Source organism: Arthrobacter sp. AG367, from assembly GCF_007828995.1.
In the GTDB taxonomy this organism is placed as follows: Bacteria; Actinomycetota; Actinomycetes; order Actinomycetales; family Micrococcaceae; genus Arthrobacter.
Window position 1 is genome coordinate 38,761 of sequence record NZ_VIVE01000007.1, and the last position, 17,813, is coordinate 56,573.

Sequence of the window (17,813 nt, forward strand, 5' to 3'; positions counted from 1 at the left end):
CCTGTTAATAAGGTATGGAGTGCCGGGGGCGGTGTGGATTCAGGAGTCGCGCTGTTGCTGTTTGATCCGGTTGGTCAGCTCTGTCACCTGGTTGTAAATCACACGGCGTTCGGCCATCAGTTCGCGGATCTTCCGGTCGGCGTGGATGACCGTCGTATGATCGCGGCCGCCAAGTTCCTGCCCGATCTTGGGAAGCGACATGTCAGTCAGCTCCCGGCAGAGGTACATGGCGATCTGCCGGGCGGTGACCAGTGTCCGGGTCCGGGACTTGCTGCACAGTTCTTCCATGCTGAGCTTGAAGTAGTCCGCCGTCTGTTGGAGGATCTGGGCGGACGTGATCTCCTGCGCGCCGTCGTCGGTAATCAGGTCCTTCAGGACCATTTCGGCAAGTGCCACGTCCACGGGCTGGCGGTTCAGGCTTGCGAAGGCCGTTACCCGGATCAGGGCACCTTCAAGCTCGCGGATATTGCTGGAAATCTTGGAAGCGATGTACTCCAGGGCATCATCCGGTGCCGACAAGCCCTCGCTCAGTGCCTTCTTGCGGAGGATGGCGATACGGGTTTCGAGTTCCGGCGGCTGGATGTCCGTCAGCAGGCCCCACTCAAACCGGGACTTCATGCGGTCCTCGAACCCTGCCAGCAGCTTGGGCGGCTGGTCCGAGGTGATGACTACCTGCTTGTTGTTGTTGTGGAGCGAGTTGAATGTGTGGAAGAACTCCTCCAGCGTCCGGTCCTTGCCCGCCAGGAACTGGATGTCGTCAATGAGCAGCACGTCCACGTTCCGGTACGTGGTCTTGAAGCTGGCGCCCTCGTCGTCACGGATGGAGTTGATGAAGTCGTTGGTGAACTCTTCGGAGTTGACGTAGCGCACACGGATCCCGCTGTAGAGCCGCCGGGCGTAGTGGCCGATTGCGTGCAGGAGGTGGGTCTTACCCAGTCCGGAGTCACCGTAGATGAAGAGCGGGTTGTACGCCTTGGCAGGAGCTTCGGCGACAGCGACGGCGGCTGCGTGGGCAAAGCGGTTCGAGGAACCGATCACGAAGGTGTCGAAGACGTACTTGGGGTTCAGCCGGCCGAATTCATGCGACGTGCTGGGCAGCATGGGCTGCGGCTTCTGCTCGATCAGCTGGTCAGGTGCGTAGGCGGGCTCGACGACGGGCTCAGGCTCCTCATGGATGGGAACCAGATCCGTGTCGACGTCGATGGCGCAGCGGATGTCCTCGGAGAAGACGTTGTGCAGGGCATCGTCCAGGGCGTCCTTGACCTGGGTCTGCAGCACTTCCCGGGTGAGTTCATTGGGCACGGCCACCAGGAGGGTGGAACCGATGAGCCCCTGCGCCTGGGCAAGGATGACAAAGCCCCTCTGGCGGGGTGATACGCGGTGGTCCTGTTCCAGCAGGCTGACAACCCGGCGCCAGGAACTTCCGACAGTATTGGCGTGGTTGGCTTCGTCTACTGTCATCAATCGGTTCCCTCAAAACTTGCTTTGCCTGCATTGCCTGCAGCCCAAGTCCGGAACCAGGGTGCTGGCCCCACTTAATCCACAGGGTTATGCACAGTCCGTGGATAATCGGCTACTGGGACACTCTAGGGGATGAAAAGCCTAGAAGATAGCTGGCTATCCGGCTGTGGATAATTACACTGTTGTGGTTCTCGGAACGCCCCTGTGAGCCACTTCATCCACAGGCTGTTGGGGATACTTAGGCACAGCTGGGGACAGCCGCCAAGGCGCCTTCCGGTTTGACTCCGGCCTGCAGATTGCCCTAACGTTGTGAAGTCCTTTGTGTCCGCTTTTTGGCCCCATCTGAACTCTCCAGGCGCAGTGCGTCCGGACAGCCGGGGGAAGCGTGCATATACAAAACTTAGCGTCGGCCAGTTCTTCCCCATACTGATCGGGTGGGCGCACCTTTGATCCACTGGAGTAACTAACGTGAGCAAGCGGACTTTTCAGCCGAATAACCGCCGTCGAGCCAAGAAGCACGGCTTCCGCCTTCGTATGCGTACCCGTGCCGGCCGTGCCATCCTGGCAGCCCGTCGTGGCAAGGGCCGCACCGAACTGTCGGCCTAGATAACTGGCTTGTCGGTAGACATCCCTTTGCGAGTTTAAGGTGCTGGCCGCCCGCAACCGCTTGAGGACCTCAACCGATTTTTCAACAACCGTACGTTCCGGTGTCCGCAATGGGCGCCGGAACGTAGTGTTATATGCGGCAGCCATTGCTGCCGACGAACCCAGCCGGATCGGGTTCATTGTTTCCAAGGGTGTAGGGAACGCTGTGGTCAGGAACCTCGTTAAGAGGAGACTGAGAGAAGCAGCTGCTGCCTCGTTGCGAGAGCACGGTACAGGACTGGCTATTGTGGTGCGGGCGCTTCCGGCGTCCGCGTCCGCCAGTTGGGACCAGCTGCTGTCGGACTACAACGCTGCATTGGAATCCACGCTGAACCGGCTGGCTGGCCGCCCTCCACGGGCTGCCGCGACAGGTTCGGCCGGTACAACACAGGAGGGGACAACGCGTGTCTAACGCCACCGCCGTCGTCGCCCGTTTCCGCAACGTGCCTGCCGCCGTCGGCAAGTTCCTCTGGAACCTGCCCCGCAACGTCCTCATTCTTCTGCTGATGGCCTACCGCAAGGTGGTTTCTCCCTTGTACGGGCCGGTCTGCCGATTCTTCCCTTCCTGCTCGGCCTACGCCCTTGAAGCGGTCACTGTCCATGGCGCCGTCAAGGGGAGCTGGCTCGCGGTCCGGCGCCTTGGCCATTGCCATCCATGGAATGCCGGCGGAGTGGACCACGTCCCCGCCGGCCACAGGGAATGGCCCGCAGGCCAGACCCCCACAATTGTTGTGCTGAACAATCCGGACAGGTACCTGGTTGCTCGGACTGATGAAGAAGGCCGCAGTGCGGCCTGACGAATAGGGATAAGTATGGACTTCTTTGGAACAATCATGGCCCCGTTCAAGTGGCTGGTTTCCATCATCATGATCGGATTCCACGATGGCTTGAGCGCCATCGGGATGCCTGCTGCGAACGGCTGGACCTGGACTTTGTCCATCATCGGACTCGTGCTGGTGATCCGTGCCGCCCTGATCCCGGTATTCGTCAAGCAGATCAAGGCCCAGCGCGGCATGCAGCTGCTGCAGCCCGACCTGAAGAAGCTCCAGGACAAGTACAAGGGCAAGACCGACCAGCTGTCCCGCCAGGCCATGGCGCAGGAACAGATGGCCATGTACAAGAAGCACGGGACCAACCCGTTCTCGGCCTGCCTGCCCATGCTGATCCAGATGCCGTTCTTCTTTGCACTGTTCCAGGTGCTCTCCGGTATCTCCGCCGCAAAGGACCAGGGCGCCGGCATCGGTGCCATGAGCCATGAGCAGGTTGTGGAATTCGACGCGTCGAGCATTTTTGGTGCTCCGCTGTCTGCCTCCCTGCTGCATGGCGGGGGTGGCGGCAACCAGGTTGCTGTGTGGATCCTTTCCATCGTGATGATCCTGGCCATGACGGCCTCGCAGTTCATCACCCAGAAGCAGATCATGGCCAAGAACATGTCCGAAGAGGCCATGGCCAGCCCGTTCATGCGGCAGCAGAAGATGATGCTTTACATCCTGCCCATCGTCTTCGGTGTGGGCGGCATCAACTTCCCCATCGGTGTGCTCATCTACTGGACCACCACCAACCTGTGGACCATGGGCCAGCAGTTCTTCGTCATCCGCCGCATGCCGACGCCGGGATCCCCCGCAGCCAAGGCCCTCGCCGAACGCCGTGCCGCCAAGGGCCTCCCCGCCCTTTCCGTCCTCACCGGCAAGCGGGATGAAGAAACCGACGCCGCCGCGGCCGCCGCACTTGAGACCAAGGGACAGCGCGTCCAGCCCCAGCGCAAGAACAGGAAGAAGAAGTAATGTCAGCCGAGAGCACCGAACACGCCCTTTCTGAAGAGATTGAAGATCAGGACGAGTCCGTGAACCAGGATGCTTCGTCCGCCAAGGTCTCCGCCGCCAGCCGCCTCGAGGAAGAGGGGGACGTGGCTGCCGACTACCTTGAGGAACTGCTGGACATCGCCGACATCGACGGCGACATTGACATCGAGGTCCGCAACGGCCGGACGTACATTTCCATCGTTGTCGACGAGGAAACCGAGGGGCTGGAGAGCCTTGTCGGCGAGGACGGCGAGGTCCTCGAGGCCCTCCAGGAGCTCACCCGGCTGGCGGTCCTGTCCGCCACGGAAAACCGCTCCCGGCTTGTCCTGGACATCAACGGCTACCGGCAGGAACGCACCGGCCATCTGCAGAAGATCGCCGAAGACGCAGCGGCTTCCGTGAAGGAGACCGGCAAGTCCGTCGCCCTGGAACCGATGAGCGCCTACGAACGCAAGATCGTGCACGACGCCGTGGCCGACCTCGGCCTGGTCAGCGAGTCCGAGGGCGAAGGCGCCGGACGCCACATTGTTGTTTCCGCAGACTAGAGAATGCTGACCCCATAACCATGGTTGACATCACGGCAGCAGAGCTTCGCGCTGCTGAGAAGATCTTCGGCGACCGCCTGGACCTGGCAAAGCGCTACGTGGAGCATCTCGCAACGTCCGGCACTGAGCGGGGCCTGATCGGGCCGCGCGAGGTTCCCCGGCTGTGGAGCCGGCACGTGCTCAATTGTGCCGTCATCGAAAGCGAGATCGCCCAGGGAAGCCACGTTGCCGACGTCGGAAGCGGCGCCGGACTGCCCGGCCTATGCCTTGCCATTGCGCGCCCCGACCTTGAGCTCACGCTCATTGAACCCCTGGAGCGCCGCGTGATCTGGCTCCAGGAAGTGGTTGATGACCTAGGCCTGGACAATGTCACGGTGATGCGCACCCGCGCCGAGCTCGCCGTGGGGCAGGTGGAGGCTGACGTGGTGACAGCCCGTGCGGTATCGGCGTTGACCAACCTCGCCGGCTTGACCATCCCGCTGCTTGGTGGCCACGGTGAAGTGGTGGCCATCAAGGGCCGCAGCGCCGGCGAGGAGATCGAGAAGGCTGCCAAGACCATCCGCAAGTTGGGTGGTATTGAGACTTCCGTGCTGACGGTGGGCGACAACCTCCTTGAGGAACCCACCACGGTGGTCCGCATCGTTGTAAACAAGCCCCAAAAGAAGTCCTAATGCGGGCCCGCTGACGGCTGTCAGCGGGTCGGAGCAGTTAGGCTAGACAACGGCAGCAAAATTGGCTGAACGAGAGTGAGTGTGCCCCAGTGACCAGTAGTGAAGCCTCCGCACAACGGATCCCGCCGTTTGTGTCCTTGGGGTCGGCACGTTCTGTCGCTGGGTCCGGGCTTGCCGGTATAGCAATGGCACCCGGAAGAGGTGGTAATCACCCTAAAACGGTTGGTGCCGCGTCCGCCGGCAGTGCGGTTTCACGTGAAACAACCACTTCAGGTCGTTCGAACGTCATTGACGCCATCGATGATTCAAGTCCCATCGCCCGCGAGCTTGCCCACGAGACGAAGCGCCGTGAGCGCCTGATGGGACGTCAGCTCCCGCGTCCTGACAAGACCCGCATCTTCACGGTTTCCAACCAGAAGGGCGGGGTGGGCAAGACCACCACCACCGTGAATATTGCCGCGGCCCTGGCGGCTGCCGGACTGAACGTCCTGGTCATCGATATCGACCCCCAGGGCAACGCTTCCACCGCACTGGGAATTGAGCACCATGCCGACGTGGACAGCATCTATGACGTCCTGATCAATGACGTCCCGCTGGCGGATGTGGTTGCCCCGTGCCCGGACATTGGAAAGCTCATCTGTGCCCCGGCCACCATCCATCTTGCGGGTGCCGAGATTGAACTGGTTTCGCTTGTTGCCCGCGAACAGCGGTTGCGGCGTGCCATCGATGTCTACGCGAAGACCCGCGAGAAGAACGGTGAAGAACGCCTGGACTACGTGTTCATTGACTGCCCGCCCAGCCTGGGCCTGCTGACGGTCAACGCCTTTTGCGCCGCCAGCGAGGTTCTTATCCCCATCCAGTGCGAATACTACGCGCTGGAGGGCCTGAGCCAGCTCCTCAAGAACATCGAGATGATCCAGAAGCACCTCAACGCGGACCTCGTTGTTTCAACCATCCTCCTGACGATGTACGACGGCCGCACCAACCTCGCTGCCCAGGTGGCCGCAGAGGTACGCCAGCATTTCCCGGACCAGGTGCTCGCGGCTGTGGTTCCACGGTCCGTGCGGATTTCCGAAGCTCCCAGCTACCAGCAGACAGTCATGACGTATGATCCGTCCTCGAGTGGCGCACTGTCCTACCTGGAAGCCGCCGCTGAAATAGCCGAACGCTAAAATCTTCAATACCGCAACGCACGGAGCCAGGCTGGTCCGGGGCTCTACCACTGGAGGGATTTACCCATGAGCGAGAAGCGACGGGGCCTAGGCCGCGGTCTTGGCGCGCTGATTCCGAGTTCCGCCGCAACCAATGGGTCGGGCAACGGTGGGACGGTATCCCGGCCTGTGGATCTGTTCTTTCCCGAAGGACGGAAGAAAACCGAGCCGGTAGAACAACCCGCAGCCGAAGCCCCCGCGAAAATGCAGGACAAGGAAGCCACGGCTCCCGGCCAGCGCACCGCGGCAGGCAACGCAGCGGCTGCCACGACGGCGCCGGACAAAGACGGCGACGGCAGGAAGTCTGCTTCCTCAAGTCCGGAAGTTCCGGCGAAAAAGACGGCTGCCAGGAAGACTTCCGCGGCCAGCTCCAATGAGTCCCCGGAATCCTCCCCCGCCGCTGAAACCCCGGCAGTCCCCGAGGTTGTGGACAGCCCTGCCGAAGACGGTCCAGTGCCTGCCGAGACCGCCGGTGCAGACTTCCGGGAGGAATCCGGTGTTGAGCTGGTGGAAGTTCCCGGTGCCCGCTTTGCGGAAATCCCGGTGTCAGACATCCATCCGAACCGCAAGCAGCCCCGAAATGTCTTCGATGAGGATGACATGGCTGAGCTGGTGCACTCGGTGCGCGAAATCGGCGTCCTCCAGCCAATTGTGGTCCGCACCTCAACCGAATCCGGTAGCGAGCCCTATGAACTGGTCATGGGTGAGCGCCGCTGGCGCGCCGTACAGGCAGCGGGCCTGGAAACCATCCCCGCCATTATCCGTGACACAACGGACGATGACCTGCTCCGGGATGCGCTGCTTGAAAACCTGCACCGCAGCCAGCTGAACCCCCTCGAAGAAGCGGCGGCCTACCAGCAGCTCCTCGAAGACTTCGGCACCACCCACGAGCAGCTGGCGGATCGCATCGGCCGCTCCCGGCCCCAGGTATCCAACACGCTCCGCCTGTTGAAGCTGCCCCCGCTGGTTCAGCGGCGAGTTGCGGCGGGTGTGCTGTCCGCCGGCCATGCCAGGGCGCTTCTCTCCCTTCCCGATGCTGCAGCCATGGAACGGCTTGCGCAGAAAATTGTCGCAGAGGGAATGTCTGTCCGCGCTACTGAAGAAGCGGTTACGCTCTACCAGGATCCGGCCAAGCCCGCCAAGAACAATATCCCGCGTCCCGGAGCACGGCACGAACGCCTGGACTACCTGGCATCCTCGCTGTCGGACCGCCTTGATACCAACGTTAAAATCTCCCTTGGTGTCAGGAAGGGTAAGGTCAGTATCGAGTTCGCCAGCGTCGAAGACCTGAACAGGATCATGGATGTCTTGGCTCCAGGTTCAACCAACTGATTCAAAGTTAGAAGGCCCGGTTCGTTGCGAATCGGGCCTTTTTGTTTTGGTGATCATTGCCCGTGGTTCCCATGGTTGGTTGATGAGGCTGTTTTCAGGCCCTTGTGTCGTTCAACCCTCCCCCAGCTAGTCCCCGAACCCTGCCTATTCCTGGTTGTTCCTGGCTGGCTTCCGCGGGGTTGCCGGCGTACATCGTGCGGCTGCACTTGTTCTGTCAGATTGGTGGCGTGCACGGGGCCGATTTAGTGCCGCTGGGAGGCCGGACAGCAGCCCCAACTCCATCTATGTACGTGCGCAGCGGTAAGTTGCAGATCCGCCATACTGGGTCCACGCTAGACGCGGGCGTCGGTGCCGGCGTCACAAAACGGTGTTCCTGACCTTTATGCGTCGGCCAGTTGTGGTGTGGTCTCTGGTGGGTCAAGGACTCATGGGCTGGTTACCCTCGTTCTTGTTTCACGTGAAACAAGGGTGAGTCCCGCCGCCTTCTGCGGTGCAATCGCTCCGCAAATCACCCCGCAAAGACGCTTAGTGCGATGCTGCGGTGATCTGTGGCTTGCCGCCAAAGTCCGATAACTGCACGCTCGGCCACACTCCACCCTTCTGCTGGACGCTCGCGTGGAGGACTTGCCAGATCTTGGTGAATGTAGTGCCATTGCTGGAGCATTTTGCTCTGCATGGGGTTTCCGCCCGAGTTGAAATGATCGGCATACGCGGCTGGTAACCGAGAATCCGGGCGTTTCGATGAACGCCCCCATTCGTGGAAGACCCAGGTTCTTGACCTTTCCCGCTTCAGCGGCATATCGGCGTCAGGTTCGGTAACTGCGGGAACATGTCCAGTGCCATATCGGAGCGCGTCCGATCCCGACACCAAGTGTGCGCAGAGAATCTCGTAGACGTCCTCGACGTGGACGACCTGGGCCGACTGTCATAGCTCTATAGCCATGCACGATAGCCATGGGACTTGTTCAATCCTGGTGATAGCCCGGAATCATGGCCCAGGCGAAAGTCTACTATGTCAGGGTCCACCGTATCTAGGAATGCGCTTGCGTCCACCTGCGCGTTGATGCCGTCACGCGGCTGCTCGCGGGCGTCAGTCAAGCATGGCGTTTCACGTGAAACAGCCAGCTGCCATGGGGTTCGGCTGCCCGCTGAGCCAGTGGACCACGACGTGGATCCTTGATACCGATGATGCTGGAGCCGTGCGGGAAGGCTACGCTCCGCGTTTCACGTGAAACATGCGCGCTTGCTTTGGGCACCAGGCCCCGACTGGAAGGCGTCATCCGTCAGCCCAGCAGTAATGCGGGCCCCACCAGAGTAGAGCGGACTCTATGGCCTTCGCCTCGCGTGCTCGCTCCCACACCTCTGTTCGATGCCTGCTTGGCCTCCGGCCTTATCTGGGGCGCCATAATTGTCTCCTGACCACTGGTCGTCTCTTCGTGACGAGTCCGCCTTTTTTGGTAGCTGAGCCATATGTGGTGCTGTTCTCCGGAACGTGTCGCCGCAGGTGAGTGGGTGGGCGCCGATCACTGAGTGCGGGGCTGGGATTCACCTGGATGTTGATGGCTCGCGGATTGCAGATGCGTCACCTCGTAATGGAAGGGGCACAGTCGTGGCCAGGTACCGGCAATGTCCTACTGGTATGCGCGTTAGTTTGCACCAGCCACTGTACCGGGAGGCGCGGCCGAAAGGGTGGTCTGCTTCGAAGCTCTTGAGGACCAGGAGAGGGGCTGGATAGGGTCATCACGGTACTGGCTTCTTGCGCTTCCAGAGGTGACTAACCAAAAGCCCCATCGCGGGTGGCACATATCCCTTTCCTGTTGGCCGGCAGGAGGTCCCGTGGCTCCCCTTGGCGCAGTTGCCGGCGGAGCAGAACTGGGATGCCACGGGCTTGTGTGACCAATTTCATCGGTGGATATCATTGTGGATAACGGTGTGGATAACTCTGGCGGCAGGTGTGGGTAAGACTCAATGTGCTAAACCGTCAGTCGGGGGTCCAAGACGACCGTTCCCGCCGCGCGCGCCATCCGACTCGGAGCGTGGGTATGCGTTTCACGTGAAACGATCCTCAATGTCGTCTGCAGCCCCCGCGTACGCTTGGAGATAGCACCCGACTGGTTGATTGGTGGCTTTCGTGGACGCGCCTCCCCATCTCGGAACCGTTCGGCCTGCATTTTCACGCGGATAACCGCTGGGACAACTCCGGATCTGCCGGCAGTAAAGTCTGCCATGTGATGGGGATCAGATCTGCGGAAGCTGCAGCGGCTGTGGATAAGTATGTGGATACTGACGCGATTGGCATGTGGAAAACTTTGTGTATAACTCTGCGCGCACGGTGGGGGTGACGGGTCGCAGGGCGCTCGGCCGCAGGCGCGAATGCGTGGAGTTTCCGACCGGGACAGGGACATGCCCCTGCTCCAATTCACAGTGGATATCGTTTCGTGGGACGCTGAACGGGAGGCTTCGATCCACATGTCCACACTGGGCCATCAGCCTGGCGGTCTAGCTGCTGCTGCATCGGCTCGTGCCGCCGGCTGGTGCCCCCAGGCCGTGGTGTCGAGACGCACACACAGTGTGAATGCGTCGTGAACCAGGTGAGATTGCCGCGCTTGGCCCTTAGTACGATCCTTGTTGCCTTTGCCGACCGCGAGCTGGGGGCGGACGGTCGCGTCGATCAGCGCGCGACTGTCCAGTAAGTCATTGCGGCATCTCGGTAACCGAGGTCGGATAAGCGCTTGGATAAACGAAGCAAGGGGGTCCTACGTACCGATACTCATACCGCGTTGCACCGTAGGGTTTCCGTTACTCCTTCACTGGTGCGGGGCTGCCCTTACTGCCCATCTCCGGTCTGAGTCGCGGGCCGAGAGTGGAGATGTTTCACGTGAAACGCCGCGCACTCCCCTGTGCTTGTCATGTTTCACGTGAAACACTTCTGCGCTCCGCGGGAGCCCGGATGCCTCTATATGGCTAACGACCTGCCATAGAATTTCCAAGTGTTCCGGAGTACGTGAGACCTCTACGGGCCGCCGCAGGACCAGGGTGCACCGACAGTAGCCCGGACATGGGCGACAACAGATGCAGCGGTCTCGCTGGGCCAGCATCACTAAACGTCAGATTCTGTACATGCCCACAACTGCACCTCACATCATGCCCAACTCTCTGTGGTCGGGCCAGGATCGGCTGTGCCTATAGTTTGTGAGCGGGGAACTATCACCGTTCTCCTTCACCCCGCGTCAAGATGGTCAATTCCTGGCCCTACTGTGCCGGTTTCGGTCCGGTTGCAACTTCGTCCCCTCGTGACGCTCCAAAGCGACCTGGAAGTGCTGGGAGGACCGCAGCTCCACCCTCCCCGCGCGTCAGGGTCTCCGGCTGCACGTAATGAATTCTCTGGTCGAACAAGCTTCGCGGCCTTGGGAATAGTTTCGATAGTTGTGCTCTGCCTGACATGTAGAGGATCGGAACCAGAAATGACCCACCGGATCGCGACAAGCGTGATTCAGAGCTGCTCACCGAATTGTGGGCAGCTAAAGCTCCACACCGGCACCCCATTTCTCGGGCGGTCAAGCGAGGCGAACACGGCTCGCACGCTCTCAAGAAGGGGGGACGCACAAATTCATTGCCACGCAAGTTACGGTCGCCTAGTCCTGCTTACCCAGGGCAGCATGGCTCAAGTTCGCCACCCAGTCCACCCAGACGGATGTTTCACGTGAAACGCGACCTACTAGTAGCTGGAGGCAGTAACCCGTTGTGCGGCCCGAATGGTTGGTCCACAGTCCCGTACGAAGTTCGTCGCCAGCGAAAAGGCCCTGATAGTGCAGACTAGGCGTTTCATGCCCTGTCGAACGAATGTTTCACGTGAAACCCTGTCTGACCCGTCCCATCTCAATGGGCGCAGACCAAAAATTGGCCACCGCCCCGGGGCGATGGCCAACTTTGTGCAGATCCCACTTCCTGCCTACCGCAGGGACGGGTGCTCAGGAGAGAACGTCTGCGAATTCCTTTTCGAAGAACTGCTTTGGCTTGGCACCGATAACTGTGCTCTTCACTTCGCCACCCTGGAAAAGGTAAACGGCAGGAATGGAAGTGATTCCATACTCAGCGGCGATGGCAGGGTTGTCGTCTACGTTGACCTTGACGACGTCAACCTTTTCACCATACTCCACGGAAATCTCATCCAGGATAGGTCCGAGCTTGCGGCAGGGCCCGCACCATTCGGCCCAGAAGTCCACGATTACCGGCTTTTCGGCGGACAGAACGTCGGAGCCGAAACTTGCGTCAGTTACATCTTTAGCGTTGCTCATAACCTTATCTTTCTCTTCGGATAACAGTGGGGGCAGATTATGCCGTCAGGTCGGCCAGGTAGTGCTCGACGTCTATTGCCGCGACACAGCCGGAACCGGAGGCAGTGATGGCCTGGCGGTAGGTAGGGTCAACAACGTCTCCGGCAGCGAAGACGCCGGGAAGGCTGGTACGGGAGCTGCGACCCTCCACGGCGATGGTTCCCTCAGGCGTCAGCGCGAGGACATCCTTGACGAGGTCCGTACGGGGATCGTTGCCGATAGCGACGAAGACACCTGTCACTGCGAGGTCTGACAAAGATCCGTCCAACAGGTTCTTCAACCGAATACCCGTCACTTTGTCCGTTCCCAGCACATCGTCCACGGTGCTGTTCCACACAAAGTTGATCTTGTCGTGTGCCAGTGCCCGGTCCGCCATGATCTTTGAGGCTTTCAGCGAATCGCGACGGTGAACAACCGTTACCGATTTCGCAAACTTGGTGAGGAACAGGGCCTCCTCCATGGCGGAATCGCCACCGCCGATTACGGCGATGTCTTGATCCTTGAAAAAGAAACCGTCACAGGTTGCGCACCAGCTGACACCGTGCCCGGACAGGCGCTTCTCGTTAGGCAGGCCAAGTTCCCTGTATGCGGAACCAGTGGAGAGAATGACCGCCTTCGCCTTGAAGGTCTCCCCCGTGGCGATGGTCACCGTCTTGATGGCGCCCTCAAGTTCGAGCGTGGTTACATCCTCGAACTGGATCTCGGTACCAAAGCGTGCCGCCTGCTTCTCGAAGTTCTCCATGAGGTCCGGCCCCATGATCCCTTCCGGAAAGCCGGGGTAGTTTTCAACGTCGGTGGTGTTCATCAACTCCCCGCCGGCGGTCACTGACCCCGCCAGCAGCAGAGGCTTGAGGTTCGCCCTGGCTGTGTAGACGGCGGCCGTGTAGCCCGCCGGGCCGGAGCCCACAATGATGACGTCACGAACGCCGGACGCCGTCTTCTCTTCGATGGTCACTGGACCGTGAACCTCTTCCTTGTTCGACTCGCCTCCCCGTGGAGGCCGGCCACATGGCACAACTGTGCCCGCGTGCTGAATATTCCAGCGCCCGGGCAAGGTGAACCATCGGGGAAGTCAGAGGACCAGCCGTCGCAGGGCGCTCTTTCCAGACTACATTCCCGCTGCGGGTGCCGGTGGGCGGCAGTAACAGCGCCGGTAACACCCGTAGGCGGAAAGACGCCTACTGGACCTTGATTTCAGCCAGCCGGAGACCGTAGCCGTAGCGGGTCTTGGGAGCCGCCAGCTTGGGAAGGGAATTGATGGAGACAATCACGTACTGTGCCTGCACCGGTTCCGGAAGGGGCATGTTCAGGTCTGTGGACGTGAAGCTGTTGGTTCCTACTGCCTTGGCTCCGTCCATGGTGGGCCGGTCATTGGTGTAGACCGTGATGTTGCCCCCCGATCCCCCGAGCTGGGAGAGCGTGATGGAGGAGACAGTGGCAGCGCTCTTCAGCTTCACAACGAGGGGGACGCCCTGCGGGGCCAGGCCACCCCAGTTTTCCGTGGCGAATTCCATATCGGACCAGTAGCTGGCGGCATTGCCGTCGTAGGCCTTGACCAGATCGCCATCGAAGGTGGCGGCGAAGTCGAAGTTCCCCTGCCGGCTGACGCTCTCGATGGCCGGCGGAACGGCGGGCGGCGCCGACGGTGCTGCCTGAGTAGCAGGCGCTGATGCCTGGGAGTTGGTGGTTGCGGGGCCAGCTGTCGGCTTGGCCTGAGGCCCCGGCGTAAAGAGGCTGCCCAGGTTGGTCACGGCGAAGATCAGGCCGGCGATCAGCACAACGGCCAGGAGCCCGCCCACCAGCCAGCGCATGGATCGGGGCTGGTTTTCGGACTCATCACGATCGTCGTCGTCATCCTCGGCACGGTCCGCGAAGGCGACGCCGGCGGCAGCGGGCGCAGCCGCACGTGCAAAGAGGGCTGCCTTCCCCTTGACTGGATGCGATTCCTGCGGGGATTCGTGGGTTTCCTCGTAGTGGTCCTGATCCCCTGACTGCGCATAGTCGTCGTCGGACCACAGGGAAACCTTGGGCGTCCGGTCCTCAGCGGTTGGCTGGACCTGCTGCCGTAGGGTGCTTGCGGCAGCGGTATCGTTGGGTCCTGTGTCCGCCTCCGCAGCGCTGGCGCGTCCGGACGGGGACTGGGCATTGGTTGCCACCGGCTGCGCTGCAGTGGCATCCGGATCCGTCCGGGAGGACCCGTTTCCCTTGTTCGAAGCAGCACCTGCAGCCCCACCGGCCGCTGCAGCAGCAGCCGCTGCGGCCGCACCAGCGCCCGGAGCGGCCCCGGCAGCGCGCACTGGTGCGGCGGGCTGCTGGGCAGCGGGACGAACGGACGGCCTGGGCGGTACGGCCGGCGCTGAACGGTATGGATCAACCTGGCTGGGGTGCGAATCGGCGTAGTTGATGTATCCGGCGTCGACGTGGTCTTCCTCGTCGTACGGCTCCGGCTCGTGCGACCGCGGCTGGCCGAAGATTTCACTGCCCAGCGTGTCCGTGAAGAATGGCTCCACGTACGGCGGATTGGGCGCAACCACCAAGTCCAGCAGGTCGGCGGCGGATGTGTGGTTGGTGATGAGGTAGGTGGCGTCCTCGGTGACGCCAAGGTCCAGGACCTGAACGGTGCCGGGACGTTCGCCGGTGGCGACTTCGCGGGCGCTCTGCGCAACCTGTTCGGTGTTCTCCGGGCCGGCAACCAGGATGCTGACCGGGCGGTTGAGGACCTGGTCCACACCGTCCAGCACCAGATCGTGGTCGTGCGAGGCCAACACTGTGGCGGTGACCTTGTAGCGGCCGCCCAGTACTGATCCGACGTCGATCGGGTTGGACACGTGTTCCTCCTAGACTGTCCGGGATTGCCGGTCTGATGACGCAACCGCCGTTCGGGTGCCGCGCACGGCAAACCCGTAATGCAACTACCCCTGTACCTGTTCGATCCTAGCCGATCCGCCCCAAACGGCTGCGGAGAAGACGTGCGCCAGACCGGACGGAATTTACTTTTTCCGCTTGCGCCTGGTCTTGAAATACGGGTTCTCGCCGGGCTTCCCCTGGTAGGTGCGGCGGCCGGGAAGCGGGATCTGTTCCCTGAGCAGGCCGCCGCGGGCGGTGCCGGGCTGGTCCTCCCCCGGCAGGTAGGCGTCCTCGGCACCCTGGGCCGTGCCGCCGTCGTACATCTGCGGACGGTGCGTCCCACGCTGCGGGTCCGGGCCGGCACGGAAGGAGACGGCGTCGAATTCACCGGAGATACGGGGGATAAGGCCGGTATCAACGGACGTGGTGGCCCGCTCCGGGCGGTGACCGCGCTCCCCGTCCACAGCTTCAGCGGGAGGGGACGACGGCGCGTCCCCGGCATCCGGAGCAGGGGCCTGGCTGCCGCGGCCAAACCTGCCCAGCAGGGGCCGGAGCATGTCGGTGAGCTCTGAGACCCGGAACAGCTTGAGAAGGACGAAGTACACCACCAGCATGACGGGTCCCACCACAATGACGGTGACCAGGGCAGTGATCCGGTTCTGCCATGCGAAACCGTCCGGATTGTAGCTGCCCATGAGCCACAGGGCGCCCGCACCGGCGATTGCCGAACCGAGGGCCGCGTACCCCATGCGGATGTAGGAGTTGGCGATCCGTGGGCCGTCGAGGTGGCCCAGCATGCGCCGCAGGAAGAACGCGCTGATGACCACCGAGAGGATGTTGCCCACCATGTAGAGGACGGCAATGGCGTAGATGATCTGGCCCACCGGCAGGAACTGGATGGCAAACGCCCCCGCCACGTACACCACGGCGAGCAGCAGCTGGACATAGAACGGCGTGCGGGCGTCCTCGTTGGCGTAGAACACGCGGGACATCATGAAGTTGGCACTCATGAACGGAGTGCTGAGGGCCAGGATGGTGAGCGTCTGGGCCAGCATGACGCCGTCCTGCCGCAGTCCGCCGGAGAAGAACATGCCCAGCGGACCGGCCAGGGCAAACAGTGCCAGCGCCCCGAACACAGTGGCCACGGCCATGGTCCGCAGGCCGTGGGAGAGGGCATCGCGCAGTTCAGCCCGGTTGCCGTCCTGCGATGCCCGCGTCATCCGGTTGAAGAGCACGGTGGCCAGCGACAGGGCAATGATCGAGTGCGGCAGCAGGTACAGCTGGCTGGCCACTTCAAGGACCGCGTTGCCGGGCAGGGTGTATGCCGACGGGTCCCCCGCCTGCTGCAGGCGGATGCGTTCGGCGCCGGGAATGGTGGCGATGCGCATGACGTACAGGAAGGCGAGCTGCCCGACGGCGGCCGTCAGGAGCGTCCATACGCTCAGCCTGGCTGCGTGGCCCAGCCCCACGCCGCGCCAGCCAAACCGTGGCCGGAGGCCGAGCTTCAGCCGGAAGACCGGGACCAGCAGGATGGCTGTCTGGGACAGCACGCCGATGGTGGAGAATCCTGCCACCAGGAGCGTTTGCGTTGATCCCCAGTTGTCCAGGTTGTGCGGGTTGACCTCGTTGCTGCCGAAAATCCAGATGAACATGCCCAGGCCGGCGATGGCCACCAGGTTGTTCATGATGGGCGCCCACATGGCAGGGCCAAAGGCGCCGTTGGCGTTCAGGACCTGGGTGAGCAGGGCGTAAAGGCCGTAGAAGAAGATCTGCGGCAGGCACCAGAACGCGAAGGTGACCGCCAGGGCCTTTTGCTGGGGTGAATAGCCCTGGGTGGTCAGTTCGATCACGCCGGGAGCTGCCAGGGTGACCAGGGCCGTCAGGCCGAACAGGAGCAGGACAGCCAGCGTCAGCAGCCGGCTGATGTAGTCCGCTCCCCTGTCCGGAGCCTTGCTGGCCTTGATGATCTGCGGGACCAGGACCGCGTTGAACACGCCGCCGGCCACCAGGAGGAAGATCAGGTTGGGCAGGTTGTTGGCGTTGATGAACGTGTCATTGACCGTTGAGCCCAGGCCCAAGGCGGTACCGAGCATCCAGGTCTTGCCGAAGCCCAGGAAACGCGAAACCAGCGTTCCGGCGGCCATGATGGCGCTGGAACGGGTTTCGCTGGGGCCAGCGGCCACGGGCTGGGCCAGGTCCGGAGCGGCCGGCTCCGGGGGCACGCCGTCGGGTGCCGCGTCATCGGGCCGGCCGGACCGGTCGGAAGGAAAGTTGGTAGCTGACATCGACTTCATCGTCTCACCCACCGGCACTTAACACCGCAATGGCGACGGCGGCGTCCGGGCTTAGAGGTGTCCTGGCAGGACGTCACGGGCGAGGTCGGCGATGCGGCGTTCGTTGGGGAATGACAGCTTCCGGGCAAGTTCCTGGATGGGGACCCACGCCACGTCCACGGCTTCCTGGTCGGGATCGTTCTCGATGGTGAGTTCGCCGCCGGTGGCCCGCAGGAGGTAGTGGTGCACGGTCTTGTGGACCCGGTGGCCGCTGACGGTGAACCAGTAGTCGATGCTGCCAAGCGGCGCCAGGATGGTGCCCTCGATGCCGGTTTCCTCGGCAATCTCACGGACCGCGGCCTCTTCGTTGTTTTCCTTGCCCTCCGGATGGCCCTTGGGCAGGCACCACTCGAGGCGGCCACCCCTATTAAGGCGGGCGATGATCGCAACCCTCAACCCGGCGTCGGACGTATCCACCACGACACCGCCGGCCGAGACTTCCTCGACCGTAGGCAGCGACGCCGGTGCCGATTGCTGGGCAGGGGCAACGTGCGCCCCGATTGCCGACGGCAATGGTGCGTTCGTCCTCCTGCCTGGAGCGCTCGGTACTGGATGGGCCATGGAGTCCACTCTAACGACTGTTGCCCTTCCGTGATGACCGGAACATGACACCAACATGGACAGGATAT

Annotated in this window: 14 protein-coding genes; 8 read left to right on the forward strand and 6 right to left on the reverse strand. The window is 62.2% G+C overall.

The features are described 5' to 3' along the window. Positions 1-39 precede the first annotated feature (39 nt). Positions 40-1,461: a chromosomal replication initiator protein DnaA gene (dnaA, locus tag FB478_RS16435; protein WP_018769876.1), complete on the reverse strand. Its 1,422-nt coding sequence runs from the start codon at positions 1,459-1,461 to the stop codon at positions 40-42. 468 nt (positions 1,462-1,929) lie between these two features. On the opposite strand from dnaA, the gene rpmH reads away from it, so the two are divergent. From rpmH to FB478_RS16475, 8 genes are all read left to right on the forward strand, one after another. Beyond that, entirely contained in the window at positions 1,930-2,067 is a 138-nt protein-coding gene (gene rpmH / locus FB478_RS16440) for a 50S ribosomal protein L34 (RefSeq protein ID WP_003800212.1), read from the forward strand. A gap of 40 nt (positions 2,068-2,107) precedes the next feature. Further along, entirely contained in the window at positions 2,108-2,518 is a 411-nt protein-coding gene (gene rnpA / locus FB478_RS16445; protein ID WP_081620205.1) for a ribonuclease P protein component, read from the forward strand. Next, entirely contained in the window at positions 2,511-2,903 is a 393-nt protein-coding gene (yidD, locus tag FB478_RS16450; protein ID WP_018769875.1) for a membrane protein insertion efficiency factor YidD, read from the forward strand. Before rnpA ends, yidD begins: the two co-directional genes overlap by 8 nt. Positions 2,904-2,918: 15 nt before the next feature. After that, positions 2,919-3,890 (forward strand): membrane protein insertase YidC, encoded by a 972-nt coding sequence (gene yidC / locus FB478_RS16455; RefSeq protein ID WP_018769874.1) that lies wholly within the window; start codon positions 2,919-2,921, stop codon positions 3,888-3,890. After that, on the forward strand, positions 3,890-4,453 hold the full coding sequence (locus FB478_RS16460) for a R3H domain-containing nucleic acid-binding protein (protein ID WP_134164852.1): 564 nt from the start codon (positions 3,890-3,892) through the stop codon (positions 4,451-4,453). Before yidC ends, FB478_RS16460 begins: the two co-directional genes overlap by 1 nt. Before the next feature lie 20 nt (positions 4,454-4,473). Next, the gene (gene rsmG, locus FB478_RS16465) at positions 4,474-5,124 is read left to right on the forward strand and encodes a 16S rRNA (guanine(527)-N(7))-methyltransferase RsmG (protein ID WP_056392334.1); all 651 of its coding nucleotides are present in this window, start codon (positions 4,474-4,476) and stop codon (positions 5,122-5,124) included. A gap of 89 nt (positions 5,125-5,213) precedes the next feature. Next, entirely contained in the window at positions 5,214-6,296 is a 1,083-nt protein-coding gene (locus tag FB478_RS16470; protein WP_315898351.1) for a ParA family protein, read from the forward strand. Between the two features lie 66 nt (positions 6,297-6,362). Next, positions 6,363-7,667, forward strand: a complete 1,305-nt coding sequence (locus tag FB478_RS16475; RefSeq protein ID WP_144601136.1) for a ParB/RepB/Spo0J family partition protein — start codon at positions 6,363-6,365, stop codon at positions 7,665-7,667. A 3,971-nt stretch (positions 7,668-11,638) separates the two neighbouring features. On the opposite strand, the gene trxA is transcribed toward FB478_RS16475, so the two are convergent. The 5 genes from trxA to FB478_RS16500 form a co-directional block, all read right to left on the reverse strand. After that, positions 11,639-11,965 carry a thioredoxin gene (gene trxA, locus FB478_RS16480; RefSeq protein WP_018769869.1) on the reverse strand — a complete coding sequence of 109 codons (327 nt, stop codon included), beginning with the start codon at positions 11,963-11,965 and terminating at the stop codon, positions 11,639-11,641. 37 nt (positions 11,966-12,002) lie between these two features. After that, complete coding sequence (gene trxB, locus FB478_RS16485; RefSeq protein ID WP_018769868.1) at positions 12,003-12,959, reverse strand: thioredoxin-disulfide reductase; 957 nt, start codon at positions 12,957-12,959, stop codon at positions 12,003-12,005. A gap of 223 nt (positions 12,960-13,182) precedes the next feature. Beyond that, positions 13,183-14,832 (reverse strand): discoidin domain-containing protein, encoded by a 1,650-nt coding sequence (locus tag FB478_RS16490; RefSeq protein WP_144601137.1) that lies wholly within the window; start codon positions 14,830-14,832, stop codon positions 13,183-13,185. Between the two features lie 162 nt (positions 14,833-14,994). Next, positions 14,995-17,136 carry a murein biosynthesis integral membrane protein MurJ gene (gene murJ / locus FB478_RS16495; protein WP_144601138.1) on the reverse strand — a complete coding sequence of 714 codons (2,142 nt, stop codon included), beginning with the start codon at positions 17,134-17,136 and terminating at the stop codon, positions 14,995-14,997. 60 nt (positions 17,137-17,196) lie between these two features. After that, a complete protein-coding gene (locus tag FB478_RS16500) occupies positions 17,197-17,697 on the reverse strand; it encodes an NUDIX hydrolase (RefSeq protein WP_018769865.1) in 501 nt (166 codons plus the stop codon). Positions 17,698-17,813 lie beyond the last annotated feature (116 nt).